Source organism: Sedimentibacter sp. MB31-C6, from assembly GCF_035934735.1.
Taxonomy (GTDB): Bacteria; Bacillota; Clostridia; order Tissierellales; family Sedimentibacteraceae; genus Sedimentibacter.
Window position 1 is genome coordinate 1261604 of record NZ_CP142396.1, and the last position, 20233, is coordinate 1281836.

Genomic DNA, 20233 nt, shown 5'->3' on the forward strand with positions numbered 1-20233 from the left:
TATGATAGATTTAAAATAGAACTAAAATTAGGAGATTAGTATGTTATTGATTATAAATAGAAACGCTATAGATTCAGATATTAATATAATAAAAGATAAAATAATTAACCTCGGATTAGAAATTTATGAAAATAAAGGCTTTAATTACCATATAATTGGTGTTGTAGGTGATAAAAACAATATTGATTCTGTAGAATTTAATAAATATAAAGCAGTTGAAAAAGTTGTATTAATCCAAGAACCATATATGAAGGCAAACAGATTATTTCACCCAGAAAACACCGAAATAAAAGTAAACGATAAAATAATTGGCAGTAAAAAAATTAATATAATAGCAGGACCATGTTCTGTTGAAAGCGAAGAGCAAGTTGTATCAATTGCTAAGTCAGTAAAAAAATCCGGAGCAAGTTTCTTAAGAGGAGGTGCCTTTAAACCACGCAGTTCACCATATAGTTTTCAAGGTTTAGGAATCGAAGGACTAAAACTTTTGAAATATGCTGGAAAACTAACTGGTTTACCTATCGTAAGTGAATTAACTTCAATAAAGTTTCTTGATGATTTTGTCGATAATGTTGATGTGATTCAAGTTGGCGCAAGAAATATGCAAAACTTTGAACTGTTAAAAGAGCTAGGTAAAACCAAAACACCTATATTACTTAAAAGAGGCCTTTCGTCCACAATTGAAGATCTTTTAATGTCAGCTGAATATATATTATCTGAAGGTAATGAAAATGTAATACTGTGCGAAAGAGGAATAAGAACCTTTGAAGACTACACAAGAAATACATTAGATTTAAGCGCAATCCCTATAATTAAAAAATTAAGCCATTTACCGATAATAGTAGATCCAAGTCATGGAACTGGGCTATGGTGGTTAGTAGAACCAATGGCCTTAGCCGCAATAGCTGCAGGAGCTGATGGTTTAATGATAGAAGTTCACAATAATCCTGATGAAGCAATGTCAGATGGAGGTCAATCTATGTTGCCTGAAAAGTTTCAGCATTTAATGAATAACTTAAAACCTATTTCTAATGCTGTAGACAAAGAAATTTAATTAGGAAGTATGAATATGAAATCCTTAGATATTAATTTAACTTCAAACAACTACAATATTATAATAGAAAGAGATATATTTAAAAATATTGGAGTTGAAATAAAAAAAATTTATAAAGGCTCTAAAATAGCAATTGTTACTGACAAGAATTTGTACGCATTATATGGCAATAAATTAAAAGATATTTTACATTATGAAAATTACAATATTTCATTCATAGTCGTTGACCCTGGTGAAATGAGTAAATCTATGGAAAATCTAACATACATTTATACCAAGCTTATAGAATTTGGTATTAATAGAGGCGATTTGATATTAGCTTTTGGTGGAGGAGTTATTGGTGATTTAGCAGGATTCGCCGCTTCAACATATTTAAGAGGAATTGACTATATTCAAGTTCCTACAACACTTCTTGCCCAAATAGATTCAAGCATCGGAGGTAAAGTAGCAATAAACCTACCTCAAGGTAAAAATTTGGCTGGTAGTTTTTATCACCCAAAAAAGGTAATTATTGATCCTAATTTTCTTAATAGCCTTCCGAATAAGTTTATAAAGGATGGACTTGGCGAAATAATAAAATATGCATGTATAAAAAATAATTCTTTTTTTAATAAACTTCTTACTATAAAATCAAATACTTATTTTTTTGAAAATATAGAGGATATAATATATATATGTTGCAATATTAAAAAAGAAATAGTTGAAAAAGATGAGAAAGATTATAATATACGTATGATTCTTAATTTCGGTCATACTTTAGGTCATGCCATAGAAAAATATTATAATTATGAAAGATATACACACGGAGAAGCTGTTTCACTTGGAATGTACTATATAACTCAAAAAAGTGAAATTCATGGATACACACAATTAGGAACTGCTAACAAAATTAAGGAAATTCTTTTAAATTATAATATTGATTACAACTTTCCTAAAGTAAATATGAGTGAAATAATTAAGATTATTCATTTAGATAAAAAGAATAATTCTGGAAATTTAAATTTAATTTTATTAAATAAAATAGGAGATTCTATTATAAAAAAATTACCTGTTGAAAACCTAGGTAAGTTTTTAATATAAATAGTATTTCTTTTACTCATCATTATTAGTTATAATCACAACAATGGAGAAAATTATGGAGAAAATTATAATTAAACCTTCAAAACTCTGTGGAACAATTAACATTCCACCATCTAAAAGTTTAAGTCATAGAGCGATTATATGTGCATCATTATGTAAAATTGGTGAAAGCACAATAGAAAATATAATATTATCCGATGATATAAAGGCCACAATTGAAGGAATGGAAAAACTAGGTGCTGTAATTAAAAAAAATGATAATAAACTGCATATAAAAAGGAAAAATCAAATAATAGATAAAATCTCTATAAACTGTAGAGAATCAGGATCAACATTAAGGTTCTTAATTCCTATAGCTATGAACTTAGCTAATGAATGTACTTTCATAGGACATGAAAGTTTATCTAATAGACCATTGAATATTTATTATAAACTATTTAATGATAATCAAATACCATATAATACAACTAATGGAAAATTACCATTAACTATTAATAATAGATTGCATCATGGTATATACAATTTATCTGGTAGTGTAAGTTCGCAATTTATAACAGGTTTAATGTTCATACTTCCACTTCTTAAAGAAAATTCTATTATTAGAATTATCGATAAAATGGAATCAAAAGGTTATATTGATATGACCTTGGACATACTCAAAATGTTTAATATACATATTGAAAATAAAGGATACAAAGAATTTATTATATATGGTAATTCACAATACAAAGCAGTAAATTATAAAGTTGAAGGAGATTATTCGCAAGCAGCATTTTACCTTGTAGCAAATGAACTTGGAAGTGAAATTAAATGCATAGGATTAAATAAATATTCGTCACAAGGAGATAAAAAAATCTTTGATATAATTGCAGCCTATCATAATGAATCAAATGTAAACATCGAAATAGATGCATCCCAAATACCAGATTTAATTCCCTCACTTACAGTACTTGCTTCATTGAAAGATAATAAAGTTACAAAAATTATAAATGCAGGTCGTCTGCGAATAAAAGAAACTGATAGATTACGAGCAATTACAACCGAAATGAACAAGCTCGGTGCAAATGTTAAGGAAACAGAAAATGGTCTTATAATATTAGGTAAAGGCAAACTAAAGGGCAATGCTACAGTAAACAGTTGGAATGACCACCGCATTGCAATGTCTCTGGCTATTGCAGGAACAAAATGTGAAAATGAAATTGTATTGGAAAACTATAAAGTTGTAAACAAATCATATCCACAATTTTGGTGTGATTATAAATCATTAGGAGGAAAAGTTAATGAGCTCAATATGGGGTAACAAGTTAAAATTAAGCATATTTGGCGAATCACATGGAGAAGCAATTGGAATTGTTATTGATGGCATGCCTCCTGGAATAAATCTGAATATAGATTACATAGATAAACAAATGGAAAAACGTGCACCAGGTAAGAACGATATCTCGACTTCTCGTAAAGAAAAAGATTCATATAAGATATTAAGCGGATTTTTTGAAGGAAAGACAACCGGAACGCCCTTATGTGCAATTATATATAATAATGATAAGAAATCTAATGATTACGATAAACTAAAAACAATAATGCGTCCTAGTCATAGTGATTATACTGGATATATAAAATATCAAGGATTTAATGACTATCGCGGTGGAGGTCACTTTTCCGGAAGAATTACAGCACCCCTCTTATTTGCTGGAGCGATAGCAATGCAAATTTTAGAACAAAAAAATATTTATATTGGTAGCAGGATAAAACAAATTTTCAATATAAAGGATGTAATTGATATTGAAATTAATAAAAATATGATTTGCAAATTAAAAGAAATGAATTTCCCTGTTATTAGTAAAGATAAAAAGCAAATAATGAAATCAGAAATTTTAAAAGTAAAAGAAAAAGGGGACTCCCTTGGAGGAATTATAGAAACATACATACTCAACTTACCCGCCGGATATGGAGAACCTTTTTTTGATTCAATGGAAAGTAAACTTTCACATATGATATTTTCAATACCAGCAATAAAAGGTATAGAATTTGGTGATGGCTTTCATATTTCAGAACTTCCTGGTTCGTATGCTAATGATTCATTTTTAATAAAGGATGGTAAGATTTCGACAAAGACTAATAGAAACGGAGGAATTTTAGGTGGGATAACTAATGGAATGCCGATAATATTTAGAACTGCTATAAAACCAACTCCATCAATTTCAACTACTCAAAATACTGTTGATATATCTACCAAGGAAAATACATTTATTCAAATTGAAGGACGACATGACCCATGTATAGTTCCAAGAGTATTGCCTGTTATAGAAGGTGCAGCAGCATTGGTGATACTTGACTCTATTTTAGAAAGAGATGGTGAGTTATGGAATTAGAAAAAATGCGAAATGAAATAAATGAATTGGATAAAGAAATAGTAAGGCTTTTAGAAAAAAGATTTAATTTAGTACTTAAAGTTGGAAAATTTAAAAAAGATAATAAATTACCAGTTTTGGACGAAAAAAGAGAAAATCTAATATTAAAAAAATGCAATGAACACTTAACAAATAAAGAATATTCAAACTATATACATAAAATATATATACAAATTATGAACACTTGTAAAGATATTCAAAAAGCTGAAAAGGATTATATCAATGAATAAAAACATTGTAATAATTGGTATGCCTGGTAGTGGTAAAACTACAATAGGATTCCTGCTATCAAAAAAAATTAATATGAACTTTATTGATATGGATGATTATATTAAAAATTGCGAAGGCAAAACCATAAAAGAAATGTTTAATATAAGCGAAGACTATTTTAGAAATATAGAAACTAAATGTTCTATAAAACTTAGTAATTTAAGTAATGTCGTCATTTCAACAGGTGGTGGCATTGTTAAAAGAAAAGAAAATTTAGATTATTTTAAAGAAAATTCTATCATAATATTTTTAAATAGACCTATAGAAAATATAATAAATGATATAGATATAAAATTACGTCCTTTACTTCAGGAAGGAAAAAATAAAATATATGACCTTTATAGCGAAAGAATAACTTTATATAAGAAATATTGTCATATTGAAATCATTAATGACACAACCATATCTGATACTGTTGATAAAATAATAATGTCATTATAATTTGTAGGAGAACGCATTTTATGCGTTCCCCAGTATGCTTACAACAATACCAACTATTATTTAGCTCTACTTTTAGCCAATTCAAATTCTTTCATTATATCTTCTGAAGGCTCTCTAGTCATTTTAGAAACAACATATATTAATATACAAGAAATTATAAATGCTGGTAATAATTCATATACACCAAATATTCCGCCCATTGGCTTAAGAACTAGTTTCCAAAAGAATACCATAATTCCTCCAGATAACATTCCAGCAATAGCTCCTTCCCTAGTTGTTCTTTTCCAAAACAAAGAAAATAATGTTATAGGTCCAAATGTAGCACCAAAACCAGCCCATGCGAAGGAAACTATAGTAAATATAATACTATTTTCATCTAATGCAATTATAATACCAATTAATGTAATAGTCATTAATATAACTCTTGAAATATTCATAACTTGGCTGTCAGATGCATCTTTTTTTACTATACCTTGATAAATATTCTTTGCAAATGCAGATGCTGCAATTAACAAATAAGAATCTGACGAACTAATAGTAGCAGCCAAAATACCAGCCATTACTATACCAGCAATAAATGAAGGTAATAAATTAGAAGATAATACTATAAAAATATTCTCCGCAGCCCCTTGAGTTTGTAGTGCTATCGGAAATAATGATCTTCCTATAATACCTATTGCAACAGCAGAAAAAAGAGATATAAATACCCAAATCGTTGCGATTCTTCTTGACAATACAAGTTCTTTAGAATCTCTAATTGCCATAAATCTTAAAAGTACCTGTGGCATTCCAAAATATCCAAGACCCCATGCCATAGTTGATAATATTGTATACAATCCATAACTACCTGAATCACCAAATTGAGGCTGACCATTTATAACTTGTTGAACACCTTCTTCAACTGTGGGAGAAGCTATTCCAAAAAATTCGAAGAAACCAGGAATTGACTTTGCATTTTGTAAAACAACTTGTGCTCCACCAGCAGCAGCAGTACCAATTACTAAAATCGTTACTAATGCAAATATCATTACAACACCTTGCATTGTATCTGATGCTGTTTCTGCCAAAAAACCTCCAATATATGTGTACACTAAAACGAATACTGCCCCTATAATCATCATAGACTGATAACTAAATCCAAATAAAGTGCTAAAAAGCTTTCCTACTGTAACGAAACAGCTAGAAGCATAGACTGTAAAGAAAACTAAAATAAAAACTGCTGATATAATCATGATAATTTTATTTTTCTCTTTAAATCTATTGCTAAAAAAATCAGGAAGTGTTATAGAATCTCCTGCAACAATTGAATAGCTATGAAGTCTTCTAGCCACAAGCAACCAATTCAAATATGTGCCTAAACCAAGACCAATAGCAGTCCAAAGAGCATCACTTAATCCAAACCAATAGGCAACTCCTGGAAGACCCATTAAAAGCCAGCCGCTCATATCAGATGCCTCTGCGCTCATAGCAGTAACAAACGGACCAAGTGATCTACCTCCTAAAAAATAATTTTCACTGCTTTCATTGGCACGCTTGGCAAAATATAATCCAATACCTATAATAACAGTCATGTAAATAATCATTGATACTAAAATCTGTAATGTGTCCCCTTTCATAACGAACCTCCTTCTTTAATTTTAAAAATTTCTGCGTTTCATTCACCAAAATATCCGCTAACTTTAGTCGCATTTTTGGTAAAGAAAATTACGTTTGAACTTTCCTATATAATAAAAAATCCGCCTCTTATAAGAGGCGGATGTCCGCGGTACCACTCTAACTGCATTAAAAAAACACAGTATCTCATTACAATAAGGGTTGTGCCCTTTGGGTTGTTACTCCCAAACGCTCCGAGGCGGGTTCAATCAATATAGGGACAAAGGTATTTCACCAATCAACCTTCTCTCTGAGTCCATATTTCTTTACTATTCCTCTTCACAGCAAAAATTTTATATTAGATACGATAATATACCTATAAATATATTTTGTCAAGTAATTTTTTAAATTTTACTCTTAATTTTATTTATATGCTTATTTGCTTGAATTTATGTCAATAAATGTATATTTCAATGCATGAAAATGCTATCAACCAATTAAATTATTTATTACTTCCTTTACTGTTGTCAATTGACTTACATTATTTAATTTTGCACCAGAAAAAACAAGACCATCTCTTCCCTCAACAGCATTTAGTAAACCTTCAGAAATACAGTATGGTATTTCCGATTGCTTACAGTTAGGCATACATTTATAGCATCTTTTTATTTCATGTTTCTCTTCTGCTTTTGCTAGATAATTTGTTGTTATTGCTCTTGCAGGCATTCCTACAGGACTCTTTATAATCTTAATATCTTCGTCAGATGCATTAATATATGCTAATTTAAAATTCTCATGAGCATCACATTCAATAGTCGGAACAAATATTGAAGCCAATTGAAATCCATCAGCTCCAGCCTCTTTCAACTCTTCAATATCTTCTTTTGTTCTTATTCCCCCTGCTGAAATAACTGGAATTTTTACCTTATATTCTTTTTCATATTTACTAATTAATTCCTTTACTTCAATAGTTAATTCCTTTATGGATTTACATTTATTTTCTAAAAGTTCATCCATTTTGAATCCTAAGTGCCCTCCTGCCAGCGGTCCTTCTACAACAACAGCATCAGGCAATTTATCATGTTTTAACCAACTTTTTATAATTACTCTAGCAGCTTTAGCTGATGATACAATCGGTATTATTTTAGTGTCAGATCCCTTAACTAATTTTGGTAAAGCAAACGGTAGTCCTGCACCAGAAACAATTATATCTATTTTTTCTTTTACAGCTTCTTTTACATACAATTCAAAGTTATTCATAGAAGCCATAAAATTCATACCTATAATCCCTTTACTCTTTTCTCTGGCCCTTTTTATTTCTTTTCTTATTGCTCTAATATTTGCTTCTATAGGATTATTTCCGAAATCAGGTTCCCTAAAGCCTATTTGTACCCCTGATATTATTCCAATACCACCTTCATTTGCTACAGCAGCAGCCAAATTCGATAAAGATACTCCAATTCCCATACCTCCTTGAATTATAGGTAGTTTTGCCGTTAAATTTCCTATTTTAAGTTCTGTAAGTTTCATAGTATCTCCTATTATTTTCTAAATCAATTTATTCGATAATCAAAGTATATATTCAATTCAATTCCTTGTCAAGAAAAAGAACAAAAAAAGTAGGGGACGCATTTAATGCGTCTCGCAGTATGCATAAAATGCATGCCGCATACCCTACAATATACAAATTAGTTTTTCATTATTTAGAACGATATTCATCACAAGCAGCCTTAGTTCTCTCTTGTTTTTCTATAATTGCTGCTTCAACCATCATGTCCTTAACCTTCATTAGTCTTGTTTGATTTCCTCTTTCATTTTCATCAAGCTTCATTTGAATATACTTAATTGTTTCTTCGAGCTGAGGAATCATAACATATTCTAAGGCATTAACTCTCCTTCTGGTTTTTTCTATTTCTGCTGCCAACAATTGTACTTCCTTTTCTAATGCTGCCAATTTAAGAAGTATAGGAAATATTTCTGATAAGTTAGATATTGCTTTATCTAACTCAGCTGATGTATTTGCAAATCCATAAGGATATATATTTGATGTATCTTCGGTTGTTGTTTTAAAATCAAATATAGGTACATCAACACTCATAACATTCTTATTGCCGACTTCAATAGCAACACCTTGTTTTGGATACATTAAAGCTTCATTTAAAACCTCAGAAGACATAACAGCACTTGCTATAACAAAATTTGAGAAGGCATCTGCTAACTGATTTTCAACCCGTTCTCTTAAAGCTTTATTTTCTCTAGCAAGTTCTAAAAACTGCTTCATTAACTCATCACGTTTATCTTTCAACATTTTATGACCTTTGGAAGCAACCTTTATTCGCTTTTTAAGAGAGGTTAACACCATTCTGGTTGGATTTACATTTAACCTTGCCATACTAATTCACCTCTCAATTATTCTTGATTTGGTAGATATTTGTCTAGATACTCGTCTCTTATACGTTTTAATTCACTTCTAGGCAATAGTGTAAGTAGATTCCATCCTGTTTCAAGGGTTTCTTCTATAGTTCTATTTGTTTCATATCCTTGAGAAACATATTCCTTTTCAAATATATCAGCGAATTTAGCATAATACAAATCTACTTCTGAAAGTGCAGCTTCACCAAGAATAGCCATAAGTTCTTTTGCTTCTTTACCTCTGGCATATGCAGCAAACAACTGGTTTAGTACATCTGAATGATCTTCTCTCGTTTTTCCTCTACCAATACCTTTGTCTTTCAAACGTGATAATGAAGGCAAAACATCTATTGGAGGTTTTATACCTTTTCTGTATAGTTCACGAGATAATATTATCTGACCTTCAGTAATATATCCAGTTAAGTCTGGAATAGGATGTGTTTTATCATCCTCAGGCATTGTAAGTATAGGTATCATCGTTATTGAACCATCTATATCACGCTTTCTTCCAGCTCTTTCATAAATTGTTGCTAAGTCAGTATATAGATATCCAGGATAACCACGTCTTCCAGGTACTTCCTTACGTGCTGCAGATACTTCACGAAGTGCTTCTGCATAATTAGTGATATCTGTTAATATTACAAGAACATGCATTCCTTTTTCAAACGCAAGATATTCAGCTGCAGTGAGAGCCATACGTGGAGTAGATATACGTTCTATAGCAGGGTCATCTGCAAGATTCATGAAAAGTACTGTTCTGTCAATAGCTCCTGTACGTCTAAAGTCAGAAATAAAGAAATCTGCTTCTTCATAAGTTATACCTATTGCTGCAAAAACAACGGCAAACTTACTGTCAGTTCCTAAAACTTTAGCTTGACGTGCTATTTGTGCAGCCAAGTCTGCATGTGGTAAACCTGATCCAGAAAATATTGGAAGTTTCTGACCTCTAACAAGAGTATTTAATCCATCAATTGCAGATACTCCTGTTTGTATAAATTCATCAGGATAGTCCCTTGCTGAAGGATTCATAGGTAATCCATTAATATCCAACCTTTTTTCAGGAATTATTTCTGGACCATTATCTATAGGTCTTCCAAGTCCATCAAATACACGACCTAACATATCGTATGAAACAGCAAGTTCCATTCCTCTACCTAGAAACTTAACCTTACTTTCTGCAAGGTTTATACCAGCTGCACTTTCAAATAATTGAACTAATGCATTACTGCCATTAATTTCAAGAACCCTACAACTTCTTGTTTCACCACTTGGCAATTCTATAACTCCAAGTTCATCATAAGATACATTTTCAACATTTTTTACAAGCATCAAAGGTCCTGCTACCTCAGATATGGTTTTATATTCCCTAATCATACTACTCAACCTCCTTGCTTGTTACAAGAGATGACATCTCTGTTTCAATTTGCTTTTTAATTTCTTCAAAAACATTTTCTACATCTTTTTCTTCAGTATATTTAAATCTTCCTATTCTCTCTCTAACAGGAAGCTCAGATAATGCTTTGAAATCAGCATCTTCCTTCAAAGCCTCAATTCCACTATGATAATATTCTAGAATGAGGTTTAATAATTTATTTTGTTTATTAAGAGAAGTGTACGTATCTACTTCATGGAATGCATTTTGATGCAAATAATCTTCTCTAATAGATTGGGCTGCTTCCAGCTTCAATCTATCATTACTAGACAATGAATCAACACCGACTAACTGAACTATTTCATTCAATTCTGCTTCTTCCTGCAAAATTATCATAGTTTCAGAACGCATTTCAGACCATTCTTTAGTAACATTTTCGTCAAACCATTTACTCAATCTATCTGCATACAATGAATAACTGTTAAGCCAATTTATAGCTGGGAAATGTCGTCTATAAGCCAGTTGTGAGTCTAATGCCCAGAATACTTTAACTATACGTAATGTTGCTTGAGAAACAGGTTCTGATATATCTCCTCCTGGAGGGGAAACTGCTCCTATAGCAGACAATGTACCTTCTCTGCCCTCTTTGCCTAAGCTTATTACTCTTCCTGCTCTTTCATAGAACTGAGCAAGACGAGATGCCAAATAAGCTGGATAACCTTCTTCACCAGGCATTTCTTCAAGTCGTCCTGACATTTCACGTAATGCCTCTGCCCAACGAGATGTTGAATCAGCCATAAGTGCAACAGAATATCCCATATCTCTAAAATACTCTGCTATTGTAATCCCTGTATAAATAGACGCTTCACGAGCTGCAACTGGCATATCTGAAGTATTGGCAATTAATACAGTACGCTTCATTAAAGATTCTCCCGTACGTGGGTCCTTTAATTCAGGAAATTCCATTAAAACATCTGTCATCTCATTTCCACGTTCTCCACAGCCTATATAAACAACTATGTCTGCATCTGCCCATTTTGCCAACTGATGCTGAACAACTGTTTTACCGCTACCGAAAGGTCCTGGTACAGCAGCAACACCACCTTTAGAAATAGGAAACAAAGTATCAATAACTCTTTGTCCTGTTACTAGAGGCATATCAGGGACTAATTTTTCCTTATATGGTCTACCTTTTCTAACAGGCCATTTTTGCATTAATGAAACATTTACAATTTCACCATTATCTTTTTTAACAACACACACAGTTTCTTCAACTGTAAAATTACCACTATTTATTTTTTCAATAATTCCACTTACACCATAAGGAATCATAATTTTCTGCTGTACAACCATTGTTTCTTGAACTGTACCTATTATATCTCCAGCTTCAACTTTATCTCCTACTTTTGTAGTAGGTACAAATTCCCATTTTTTATTTCTATCTAATGAAGGAACACTTATACCCCTTGTGATATTAGGTCCAGCAATCTTTTTAATTTCTTCTAAGGGACGCTGTATCCCATCATAAATCGTTTCAATTAGACCAGGTCCAAGTTCTACGGACAACTGAGCTCCAGTTGTTTCAACGGGTGCTCCAGGTGCCAATCCTGCTGTTTCTTCATATACCTGTATGGATGCCATATCACCACGCATCTCTATTATTTCGCCTATCAAACCCTGCTCACTTACACGTACTACGTCAAACATATCTGCTTCTTGCATACCTTCTGCAATAACAAGTGGACCTGATATTTTTACAACCCTACCTTGGCTCATTTAAATAATCACCTGCTTTCATTTTTATAACACTCTTTTGTCATTATTAATCATTGTTAAACAATATGTCAGCACCAACTGCTTTTTCTACTGCTTTTTTAATATTTGCTTCTCCTATACCCAGCTTCTCTTTCATACTTGGTATAGGTATAATTGCTGGCAGACGCAATTCATCATACTCATGTATAGTATCATCAATTTCACTATAAAAACTTTCAGTTATATAAATTATAGCATAATCTTCTTTTGCTATTTTATTTAATGTATGTTTTGCTTCTTCCTTAGTTGAACAATAAAATACATCTAACCCAACTGCTTGAAAACCAATGATACTTTGTTTATCACCAATAACACCAATTTTATACATAAGTCTCTCTCAACCTCTCTTTTATAAGTTCTGAAGAGATACCTGCAATTTTGCCTGCCAAAATAATCCTTGCAATTTTTATCTCATTATCTTTTGCTATCAAATAACCTACAAGCGGTTCTATTCCATATGAAATATATTTTGCAGATTTAACATGATTAAGAAGTTTATTGTCAAATATTTTTTCCAATGCTGTAAACTTACCTGTTTCTTCTAATGATTCTGTACCTTCAATGAATTCATCTCTCAAATCAAATGCAAAAAGCTCGTCAGCAAATTTTTCAAATGTTTCATCATAATTTTTTATAAATATTTGTTCTGATATTTTTCCGCCTTTAATATAAACCTTTGAAAAGAAATCCCAAGACTTATTCATTTTTCTAAGCCTTACATAAGTCTTTAAATTAATTGTATCAATTTGTAGCCTTATATAATCTTCTATAAATTTACTATTTAAACTTTTAGCACTATTTAACATTTCCTCATAACAATATTTGTCAAAGATTATATCTATAACCTGAGGGTCTTTATTCTTAGGAAATACTTCTATTATTTCCTTTAAGGCTAAAGCCATATTTTCTGTTAACCCAGAAAAATCTCTTTCCTTTACAGCATAATTAAGTTTTTTAATATCTATTGACCCAGTATTTACTAATAAATCGGAAGAATCAATACCTAGATATTCTGATTTCATAATAACTTTTAAATTATGATAATCATATGTATATAAGAACATATTAAAATTATCTAATTCTGGTGCTATAGACATTATGAAATCATAAGTCTTTTTATGCTCTTGAGTTAAAAGTTTTTCATAATCATTAACAGAAATTTGTTCATTGACATCCCCATAATTACTATCATATAAAACCTTTAATGCATCCTCAGTTGTCTTTGCATCTATCATTTTTTCTACCTTTTCATGTGTCAACATGTATTTTTCTATACTTCTGACCCTTGCAGTAGAAAACAAATAATCTGTATCTTTTATCTTTGCCAAAGCCATTCCTCCTTTCAGGCAGGAAAATTATTTAAAAAGAGTACTTGCAACTTCATATGTAAGTTCATCCTTAATTGAGTCTAATAGTGTTTCAAAAGTACTATTAATTTCTATAGATCCATTTTTAAGAATAAAGCCTCCACTTGCATGAATTGTTTTTTTACTTAATGATAGCTTTTCATCTTTCAATTTTTCATTTGCTTTTTTTACAAGTTCTTCTCCTATTTTTTCCCTATCATTCTCATTTAAAATTATAACACCTTCGCAATTTGGAATTTTCACAATTTCCTCTGAAAGAAAATCAATATATTTTTCCTCTGGCATTTCTTTTAGCTTTAAAAGTGCTTTTTCAAAACTTTTCTTTATGGCATCTTGCTTAGCACTTAATTTCATTTTTCTTGATTGAAGTTCTGCAGCAGATACTTTTCTATTTTTAAGAATTTCCGCTTCGTTTTTCGTTCTCTCTGCATATTCTTTTGTAATTGTTTCTGCCTGTAATTTAGCTTCATTAATAATTTCTAAACTGCGTTCTTCAGCATTTTTTATTGAAATATCCGCAGCACTTTTTGCTTCATTTAAAATATTCAGAGTTATATTTTCAATGCTCATTATTTCACATCCTTATATTGAATTTTAATATTAATAATAATTTAAATTGCAACTCCGTTTATCATAAGGAAAGAAATAAGAAGAGCTAAAACGGCATAAGTTTCAACCATAGCTGCAAAAACCATAGCCTTTGCTATTTCTTCAGGTCTCTTTGAAATAAGCATAATTCCTGATGCTGCAACTTTACCTTGATGTATAGCTGAAATAATACCAACTATCCCCATAGGAAGAGCTGCCGATAAAATAAATCCACCTTGAGCAGCAGATAATTCAGCCATGCCTCCACCAAGCATGCCTATTTTGTTTAAAATAATAAATGCTATAAGAAGTCCGTATATACCTTGTGTACCAGGTAATGCTTGCATAATTAACGCGGATCCAAATTTTTTAGGATCTTCTGCCATAACTCCAGCCGCTGCTTGACCTGCTATTCCTACTCCAATTGCACTTCCGATACCCGCTAGAGCTGCTACAGCAGCTCCTAATACTGCCAAAAAATTACCATTAGTTAAAACATTCATTTAAATTTCCTCCTTAATAATTTTAATATATTTAGTTTTTTTCATCAGTGGATTAAATGAATCTCCTCCACCTTCGTAGAATTTCCCAAAAAATTCAACATACTGCAACCTTGCTGAATGCACAAATGCTCCAAGTCCATTAATCGCAAAATTAAATGTATGCCCTACTAGCATTACAATCGTAAATAATATAAAACCAATGAAGCCATCTCCACCCATAGATCCAAGAAGACTAAGAACAGATGAAACAACACCAGTAGCCAATCCTAATGCTAACAATCTTGAATAGGAAAGTATATCACTTAAATAACTTGTTATATTATATAAACTCATTACACCACTCATAAGTTTGCTTAATATATTTTCCTTATCTCTACCTTGTGTCAATATGAGACCAATTGCAAATATTATAGTCATCCACATTCCGATTTGATTAGACCCTGGTATTACAGTATTTCCAAATAGCCACAATGCAATCCCTATAATAAAACCATACCAAAACCCTATATCAAATAATGCGTCTAATGGTTTTCCATCTCTAATCAACATAAATGCCTGAGCACCCATACCGACAAACAAATGGATTACTCCAAACAAAAATGAGAAAATTAGAAGAGTCATCGGTTGTTCCATTGGATTAATCCAAAGGGCATTTATAGTAAAATCTGAATTAAAGAACACTTTTGCAATTGTTGGTATAGCATCTCCAAACCAACTGCCAAACATTACTCCCCAAAATGCAGTTGAAATACCACAATAAAAGAACATTTTAAGCATCTTTTGCATAGTACCTTCAATTTTAAATTTCTTTAAAACTAAAAAACATGCTAGTGCCATAATTAAACCATAACCTACATCAGCTAACATCAATCCAAAAAACATAAAATAAAATGGTGACATAACAAAAGTTGGATCTATATTAGATGAAGATGGCATGCTATATAATTCTGTAATGGACTCGAAAGGTCTAGCAAAAGAATTGTTGTTAAGAAGTATTGGATGTTCCTCATCATCGTCAGGTATATTAATTTCATACCAACATTCATTCTCAAGGAGGATATGTTCTACTTGCTCTTTGCTATTTTCAGGAATCCAACCTTCTATATAAAATGTCTTTTCAGTTTTTAGCATATTATTGAGTATTTTACATTTGTCTCTTTCCATTACTAAATAATCATGTAACAACTCTATATCTTCTTTGTGATTAACATAACTAGATATTTCTGCTTTTATACTTTCCTTTTCAGCAGAAATGCTTTTAATTTTCTTTTCGTTTTCTATAATATTTTCTGATACGGTTCCACTTAAATTATTAAAAGATACTATATTAAATCCATATTGTTTCAAAGTTTCATAAACTTCTTCATACTCGTTTTTTAAACATATAATAGATAAATAGTATTGATCCTTATCACTGCCAACAATGTCTATATAACATCTGTTTGTTTTATTTTCAACATCTGCTTTTAAATTATCAACACTAACCATATTAGGAATAACTCCAATAAAAAAACTAGTATATTTAGTTTCATTTACTTCAAGAGGAATCTTATAGTTTATCCAAGGCTTGAGGCTCATTATGTTTGCGTTTATTTTATTTTCTTCTGAACTGAGTTCGTTCATAGCCTTATTAAGCTTAAGAATTGCTTCTGAAATATCTTCAATTTTTTCTTTGCCAGATATAGCGTTTTCAAACTCGTTAACTGTAACGATTTTTCTGGTATTGAGAAGGGGTTTCTTACTTTTGTCATACTTTTCTAAACTTTCTATTACTTCTTTAATTTTAGAAATTTTCGCATCATAGTTAAGGACTTCATTTTCATTCCCATCCTTTTCTATATATGAAATCCATTGGGAATCTGTAAGCTTTGAGTCTTGAGTGCTTATTTCTACAACTCCCAAATCCATGATTTCCTTTATTAGACCAGACTTAATGTTATCCAAACCTATAATGCTAATTTTGTTCATTTTAACTATTGCCACTGGTCTTCACTATCCTTTCCAGTATAATTGATGCTGCATCATCCATGTTTTTATCAGCCTGATTTAAAATATCTTCGCATTCTTTAGTTGTATTTTTAATAATATCGTCATAAAGCAATTGCCCTTCAGACTCTGCCTTCTTAAAGACATCAGACCTTTTGGATTCAGCAATATTCCTTGCTTCTTCTAAAATACGTGATGCCTCAGCATTAGCATTGGTAATAATTTGTTTTGACTGTTGAGTAGCTTCCTTCTTTATTAATTCAGCTTTATCCTCAGCCTCCCTTATTACCTTGATAACATCAATAGACACTATACCACCACCTCTATTTTTAATTTTTTGAAAATGGTAAAACTAACTCCATTGTACATTAATATTAGAATATAATATATCTTTTGTCAATAGGCTCATATTATTAATTACAAAATTTAACAATAAATCATTTGACAAATTCCATAATAACAACAACTATATAAATTTCATTTTTACCTAATTTTTTTATTTTATTTACTATTAATGTGTTAACAAGAATTATATTTAAAAATATTTAGATTAGTGACAAAGTTAACTTAAACCAACCCTATATAAGAAAATAAATTAGAAAATTAAGTAAATCTCCTATAATGTTTGATTAAATTTTAACAATATGCAAATTGAAAAGCATTATATTTCATAATAGTTATTCTAGAATAATATTCTAGAATATTAAATTATTTATAAAAATAAACTTTTATTATTAATAATAAAAGTTTATCTTTACATTTACATTATAACATATTTAGTTGATTTGTACAACCAATAAAACTAATTTACTCAACAACAAATATTAACTCTGCCTCTGCTGCAATTTTATCTTCAACATATGCAGTTGCTGTACCAATTCCAAAACTCCCTCTTAACTTTGTTATTTTTGTAACAAGTTTTAGTGTATCTCCTGGAATTACCTTACTCTTAAATTTAGCACTTTTAATTCCACCAAAATAAACTGTCTTATTTTTAAATTTGTCCAAGGATAAAATTGCTACTGCTCCTGTTTGCGCTAAAGCCTCAATTATTAATACCCCTGGCATAACAGGATTCCCAGGAAAATGTCCTTGAAAGTATTGTTCATTCATAGTAACATTTTTTACCCCAACTGCTTTTATACCTGCCTCAATTTCAACAATCTTGTCAATTAACAACATTGGATATCTATGTGGTATAATATTTTGAATTTTATTAATATCGTATTCCATTTTTGACTCCATTAACTATTTTTAATATATCTTTTTATAACTAAAGTTGCATTATGTCCACCAAAACCAAAGGCATTAGAAAGAGCGTAACCAATTTCCTTATTAATTCCTACATTAGGAACAAAATTCAATCCTAAATCAGGATCTGACACTTTATGATTGATAGTTGCTGGAATATATGAATCTTCTAAAGCTTTAGCACACACTATTGCTTCAACAGCCCCAGCAGCTCCTAAAAGATGCCCAGTCATAGATTTAGTTGAGCTTATTGGTACTTCTTTTGCATAATCACTGAATATTTTTTTAATAGCCTGTGTTTCAAATTTATCATTATATAATGTACTTGTTCCATGAGCATTAATATAACCTATATCTTGTGGTTCTATATCTGCATCCTTAATTGCATTTTCCATAGACTTTGATGCACCTTCTGAGTTTGGATCTGGAGATGTCATGTGATACGCATCGCATGTAGCACCATAACCTACTACTTCAGCATATATTTTAGCTCCTCTGTTAACTGCATGGTCATAATCTTCTAAAACTAAAATACCTGCGCCTTCACCCATTACAAAACCACTTCTTTCTTTGTCAAAAGGAATTGATGCTCTATTTGCATCTGTAGTTGTAGATAGTGTAGTTAAAGCAGTAAAACCTGCAATAGAACATGGAGTTATAGCTGCTTCAGCTCCTCCAGTAATCATTACATCACATTCACCATTTTGTATTTTTCTAAAAGACTCTCCAATAGCATTTGCACCTGTAGCACATGCAGTAACTGTACTAAAATTTACCGCTTTCGCCTTATATTTGATAGCCACTAACCCTGATGCAATGTTAGAAAGCATCATTGGTATAAAAAATGTTGAAACTCTATTTGGACCCTTTGTTAATAACTTTTCATGTTCCTTTTCAATCGTGTGGATACCACCAACTGCACTTCCTACTATAACACCAAACCTATTACTATCTACATTTTCAATATCAAGGCCTGAATCCTTAACTGCTAAATCAGATGCAACAACTGCAAATTGACTATATCTATCTTGTCTCTTTGCTTCTTTTTTTTCCATATAATCAACTGGATTAAAATCCTTTACTTCTCCTGCTAACTTAACACTGTAATCTGTTGTATCAAAAGATTCAATTGGACTTATTCCACATTTTCCCTTTTTGACATTTTCCCAAAATGTTTCTAAACCAGTTCCTATAGGACTTACAACTCCCATTCCAGTTATAACTACTCTTTTTTTCATTATTTCCTCCATTTTCAATAATTACAAGCATTTGTTTAACAATAATTCCTCATTGATACAATGCATACTCTACAGTTATCTAATCGTTAGTTATAGTTCATTTATATTCGTTACATATAAAATCCACCATTAACAGATAAAATTTGACCAGTTATATAAGATGATTTTTCTGATATTAAAAATTCAACTGCATCAGCAATATCTTTCGGTTGGCCTAATCTTTGCAATGGTATGTTTTTCATCATTTCTTTTCTTGTATCTTCAGGGATTTTATCAGTCATTTCCGTTTGAATAAATCCTGGTGCTATTGCATTTACTAATATGTTCTTCCTAGCTAATTCTCTTGCCATAGACTTAGTCAGTCCAATTATGCCAGCCTTAGAGGCAGAATAATTAACTTGACCAGCATTTCCTGCAAGACCTACTACAGATGAAATATTAATTACTCTTCCATATTTTTGTTTTAACATCTTCTTTGATATGTGTTTACAGCAATTAAAAGTTCCCTTTAAATTTGTATCTATAACTAAATCAAATTCTTCCTCAGCCATAAGAGGTAAAATATTATCCTTTGTAATTCCTGCATTATTAATTAAAACATCCACAGCACCAAACTTTGAGTATGCTTCTTCTATTAGATTTTTAGCTTCATTATATTTTGAAATATCACATTGTATTATCAAGTTTTGTGTATCTTTATTTGTAAAACTTTTTATTAACTCTTCCATTGATTTGGTATTGCTTCTGTAATTCAAAACAAGGTTATATCCTAACTCATTTAACCTTGTAGCTATAACTGCTCCTATACCTTTGGAAGCTCCTGTTACTATTGCAGTTTTCATAATATTCCTT

At 31.0% G+C, this 20233-nt stretch carries 20 protein-coding genes and 1 other annotated feature; of the genes, 6 read left to right on the forward strand and 14 right to left on the reverse strand.

Features of this window, described 5'->3' with window-relative positions; all coding sequences use genetic code 11:
* Positions 1–40: 40 nt before the first annotated feature.
* From aroF to U8307_RS06040, 6 genes are read left to right on the forward strand one after another with little or no spacing between them, the layout of a single operon-like run.
* A complete protein-coding gene (gene aroF, locus U8307_RS06015; RefSeq protein ID WP_326911069.1) occupies positions 41–1054 on the forward strand; it encodes a 3-deoxy-7-phosphoheptulonate synthase in 1014 nt (337 codons plus the stop codon).
* Between the two features lie 15 nt (positions 1055–1069).
* Positions 1070–2134, forward strand: a complete 1065-nt coding sequence (gene aroB, locus U8307_RS06020) for a 3-dehydroquinate synthase (protein WP_326911071.1) — start codon at positions 1070–1072, stop codon at positions 2132–2134.
* A 55-nt stretch (positions 2135–2189) separates the two neighbouring features.
* Complete coding sequence (aroA, locus tag U8307_RS06025) at positions 2190–3434, forward strand: 3-phosphoshikimate 1-carboxyvinyltransferase (protein ID WP_326911073.1); 1245 nt, start codon at positions 2190–2192, stop codon at positions 3432–3434.
* Complete coding sequence (gene aroC, locus U8307_RS06030; RefSeq protein WP_326911075.1) at positions 3415–4506, forward strand: chorismate synthase; 1092 nt, start codon at positions 3415–3417, stop codon at positions 4504–4506. The genes aroA and aroC overlap by 20 nt, the downstream gene beginning before the upstream one ends.
* Positions 4497–4775, forward strand: a complete 279-nt coding sequence (locus tag U8307_RS06035; RefSeq protein WP_326911077.1) for a chorismate mutase — start codon at positions 4497–4499, stop codon at positions 4773–4775. Before aroC ends, U8307_RS06035 begins: the two co-directional genes overlap by 10 nt.
* Positions 4768–5256, forward strand: coding sequence for a shikimate kinase (locus tag U8307_RS06040; RefSeq protein WP_326911079.1), 489 nt, complete (start codon positions 4768–4770; stop codon positions 5254–5256). Before U8307_RS06035 ends, U8307_RS06040 begins: the two co-directional genes overlap by 8 nt.
* A gap of 56 nt (positions 5257–5312) precedes the next feature.
* Here U8307_RS06040 and U8307_RS06045 read toward each other — a convergent pair whose 3' ends face one another.
* The 14 genes from U8307_RS06045 to fabG all read right to left on the reverse strand — a co-directional run bounded on the left by U8307_RS06045 (position 5313) and on the right by fabG (position 20223).
* A complete protein-coding gene (locus tag U8307_RS06045) occupies positions 5313–6872 on the reverse strand; it encodes a sodium/proline symporter (RefSeq protein WP_326911081.1) in 1560 nt (519 codons plus the stop codon).
* Between the two features lie 129 nt (positions 6873–7001).
* Positions 7002–7201: a binding site (T-box leader), on the reverse strand.
* Between the two features lie 137 nt (positions 7202–7338).
* The gene (locus U8307_RS06050; RefSeq protein WP_326911083.1) at positions 7339–8379 is read right to left on the reverse strand and encodes an NAD(P)H-dependent flavin oxidoreductase; all 1041 of its coding nucleotides are present in this window, start codon (positions 8377–8379) and stop codon (positions 7339–7341) included.
* Between the two features lie 169 nt (positions 8380–8548).
* Positions 8549–9241: a V-type ATP synthase subunit D gene (locus U8307_RS06055; RefSeq protein WP_326911085.1), complete on the reverse strand. Its 693-nt coding sequence runs from the start codon at positions 9239–9241 to the stop codon at positions 8549–8551.
* Positions 9242–9258: 17 nt separating this feature from the next.
* Positions 9259–10635, reverse strand: coding sequence for a V-type ATP synthase subunit B (locus U8307_RS06060; protein WP_326911087.1), 1377 nt, complete (start codon positions 10633–10635; stop codon positions 9259–9261).
* Between the two features lies 1 nt (position 10636).
* Positions 10637–12409 carry a V-type ATP synthase subunit A gene (locus U8307_RS06065; RefSeq protein WP_326911089.1) on the reverse strand — a complete coding sequence of 591 codons (1773 nt, stop codon included), beginning with the start codon at positions 12407–12409 and terminating at the stop codon, positions 10637–10639.
* 46 nt (positions 12410–12455) lie between these two features.
* Positions 12456–12776 carry a V-type ATP synthase subunit F gene (locus tag U8307_RS06070; RefSeq protein WP_326911091.1) on the reverse strand — a complete coding sequence of 107 codons (321 nt, stop codon included), beginning with the start codon at positions 12774–12776 and terminating at the stop codon, positions 12456–12458.
* The gene (locus U8307_RS06075; protein WP_326911093.1) at positions 12769–13776 is read right to left on the reverse strand and encodes a V-type ATP synthase subunit C; all 1008 of its coding nucleotides are present in this window, start codon (positions 13774–13776) and stop codon (positions 12769–12771) included. Before U8307_RS06075 ends, U8307_RS06070 begins: the two co-directional genes overlap by 8 nt.
* Positions 13777–13803: 27 nt before the next feature.
* Positions 13804–14385: a V-type ATP synthase subunit E gene (locus tag U8307_RS06080; RefSeq protein WP_326911095.1), complete on the reverse strand. Its 582-nt coding sequence runs from the start codon at positions 14383–14385 to the stop codon at positions 13804–13806.
* A 41-nt stretch (positions 14386–14426) separates the two neighbouring features.
* Positions 14427–14906, reverse strand: coding sequence for a V-type ATP synthase subunit K (locus U8307_RS06085; protein ID WP_326911097.1), 480 nt, complete (start codon positions 14904–14906; stop codon positions 14427–14429).
* A complete protein-coding gene (locus U8307_RS06090; RefSeq protein ID WP_326911098.1) occupies positions 14907–16889 on the reverse strand; it encodes a V-type ATP synthase subunit I in 1983 nt (660 codons plus the stop codon).
* Entirely contained in the window at positions 16876–17202 is a 327-nt protein-coding gene (locus U8307_RS06095) for a hypothetical protein (protein WP_326911099.1), read from the reverse strand. The genes U8307_RS06090 and U8307_RS06095 overlap by 14 nt, the downstream gene beginning before the upstream one ends.
* Positions 17203–17699: 497 nt before the next feature.
* Positions 17700–18125, reverse strand: a complete 426-nt coding sequence (gene fabZ, locus U8307_RS06100; RefSeq protein WP_326911101.1) for a 3-hydroxyacyl-ACP dehydratase FabZ — start codon at positions 18123–18125, stop codon at positions 17700–17702.
* Between the two features lie 11 nt (positions 18126–18136).
* Positions 18137–19381: a beta-ketoacyl-ACP synthase II gene (gene fabF, locus U8307_RS06105; RefSeq protein WP_326911103.1), complete on the reverse strand. Its 1245-nt coding sequence runs from the start codon at positions 19379–19381 to the stop codon at positions 18137–18139.
* 110 nt (positions 19382–19491) lie between these two features.
* Positions 19492–20223, reverse strand: a complete 732-nt coding sequence (fabG, locus tag U8307_RS06110; RefSeq protein ID WP_326911105.1) for a 3-oxoacyl-[acyl-carrier-protein] reductase — start codon at positions 20221–20223, stop codon at positions 19492–19494.
* Positions 20224–20233: the final 10 nt, after the last annotated feature.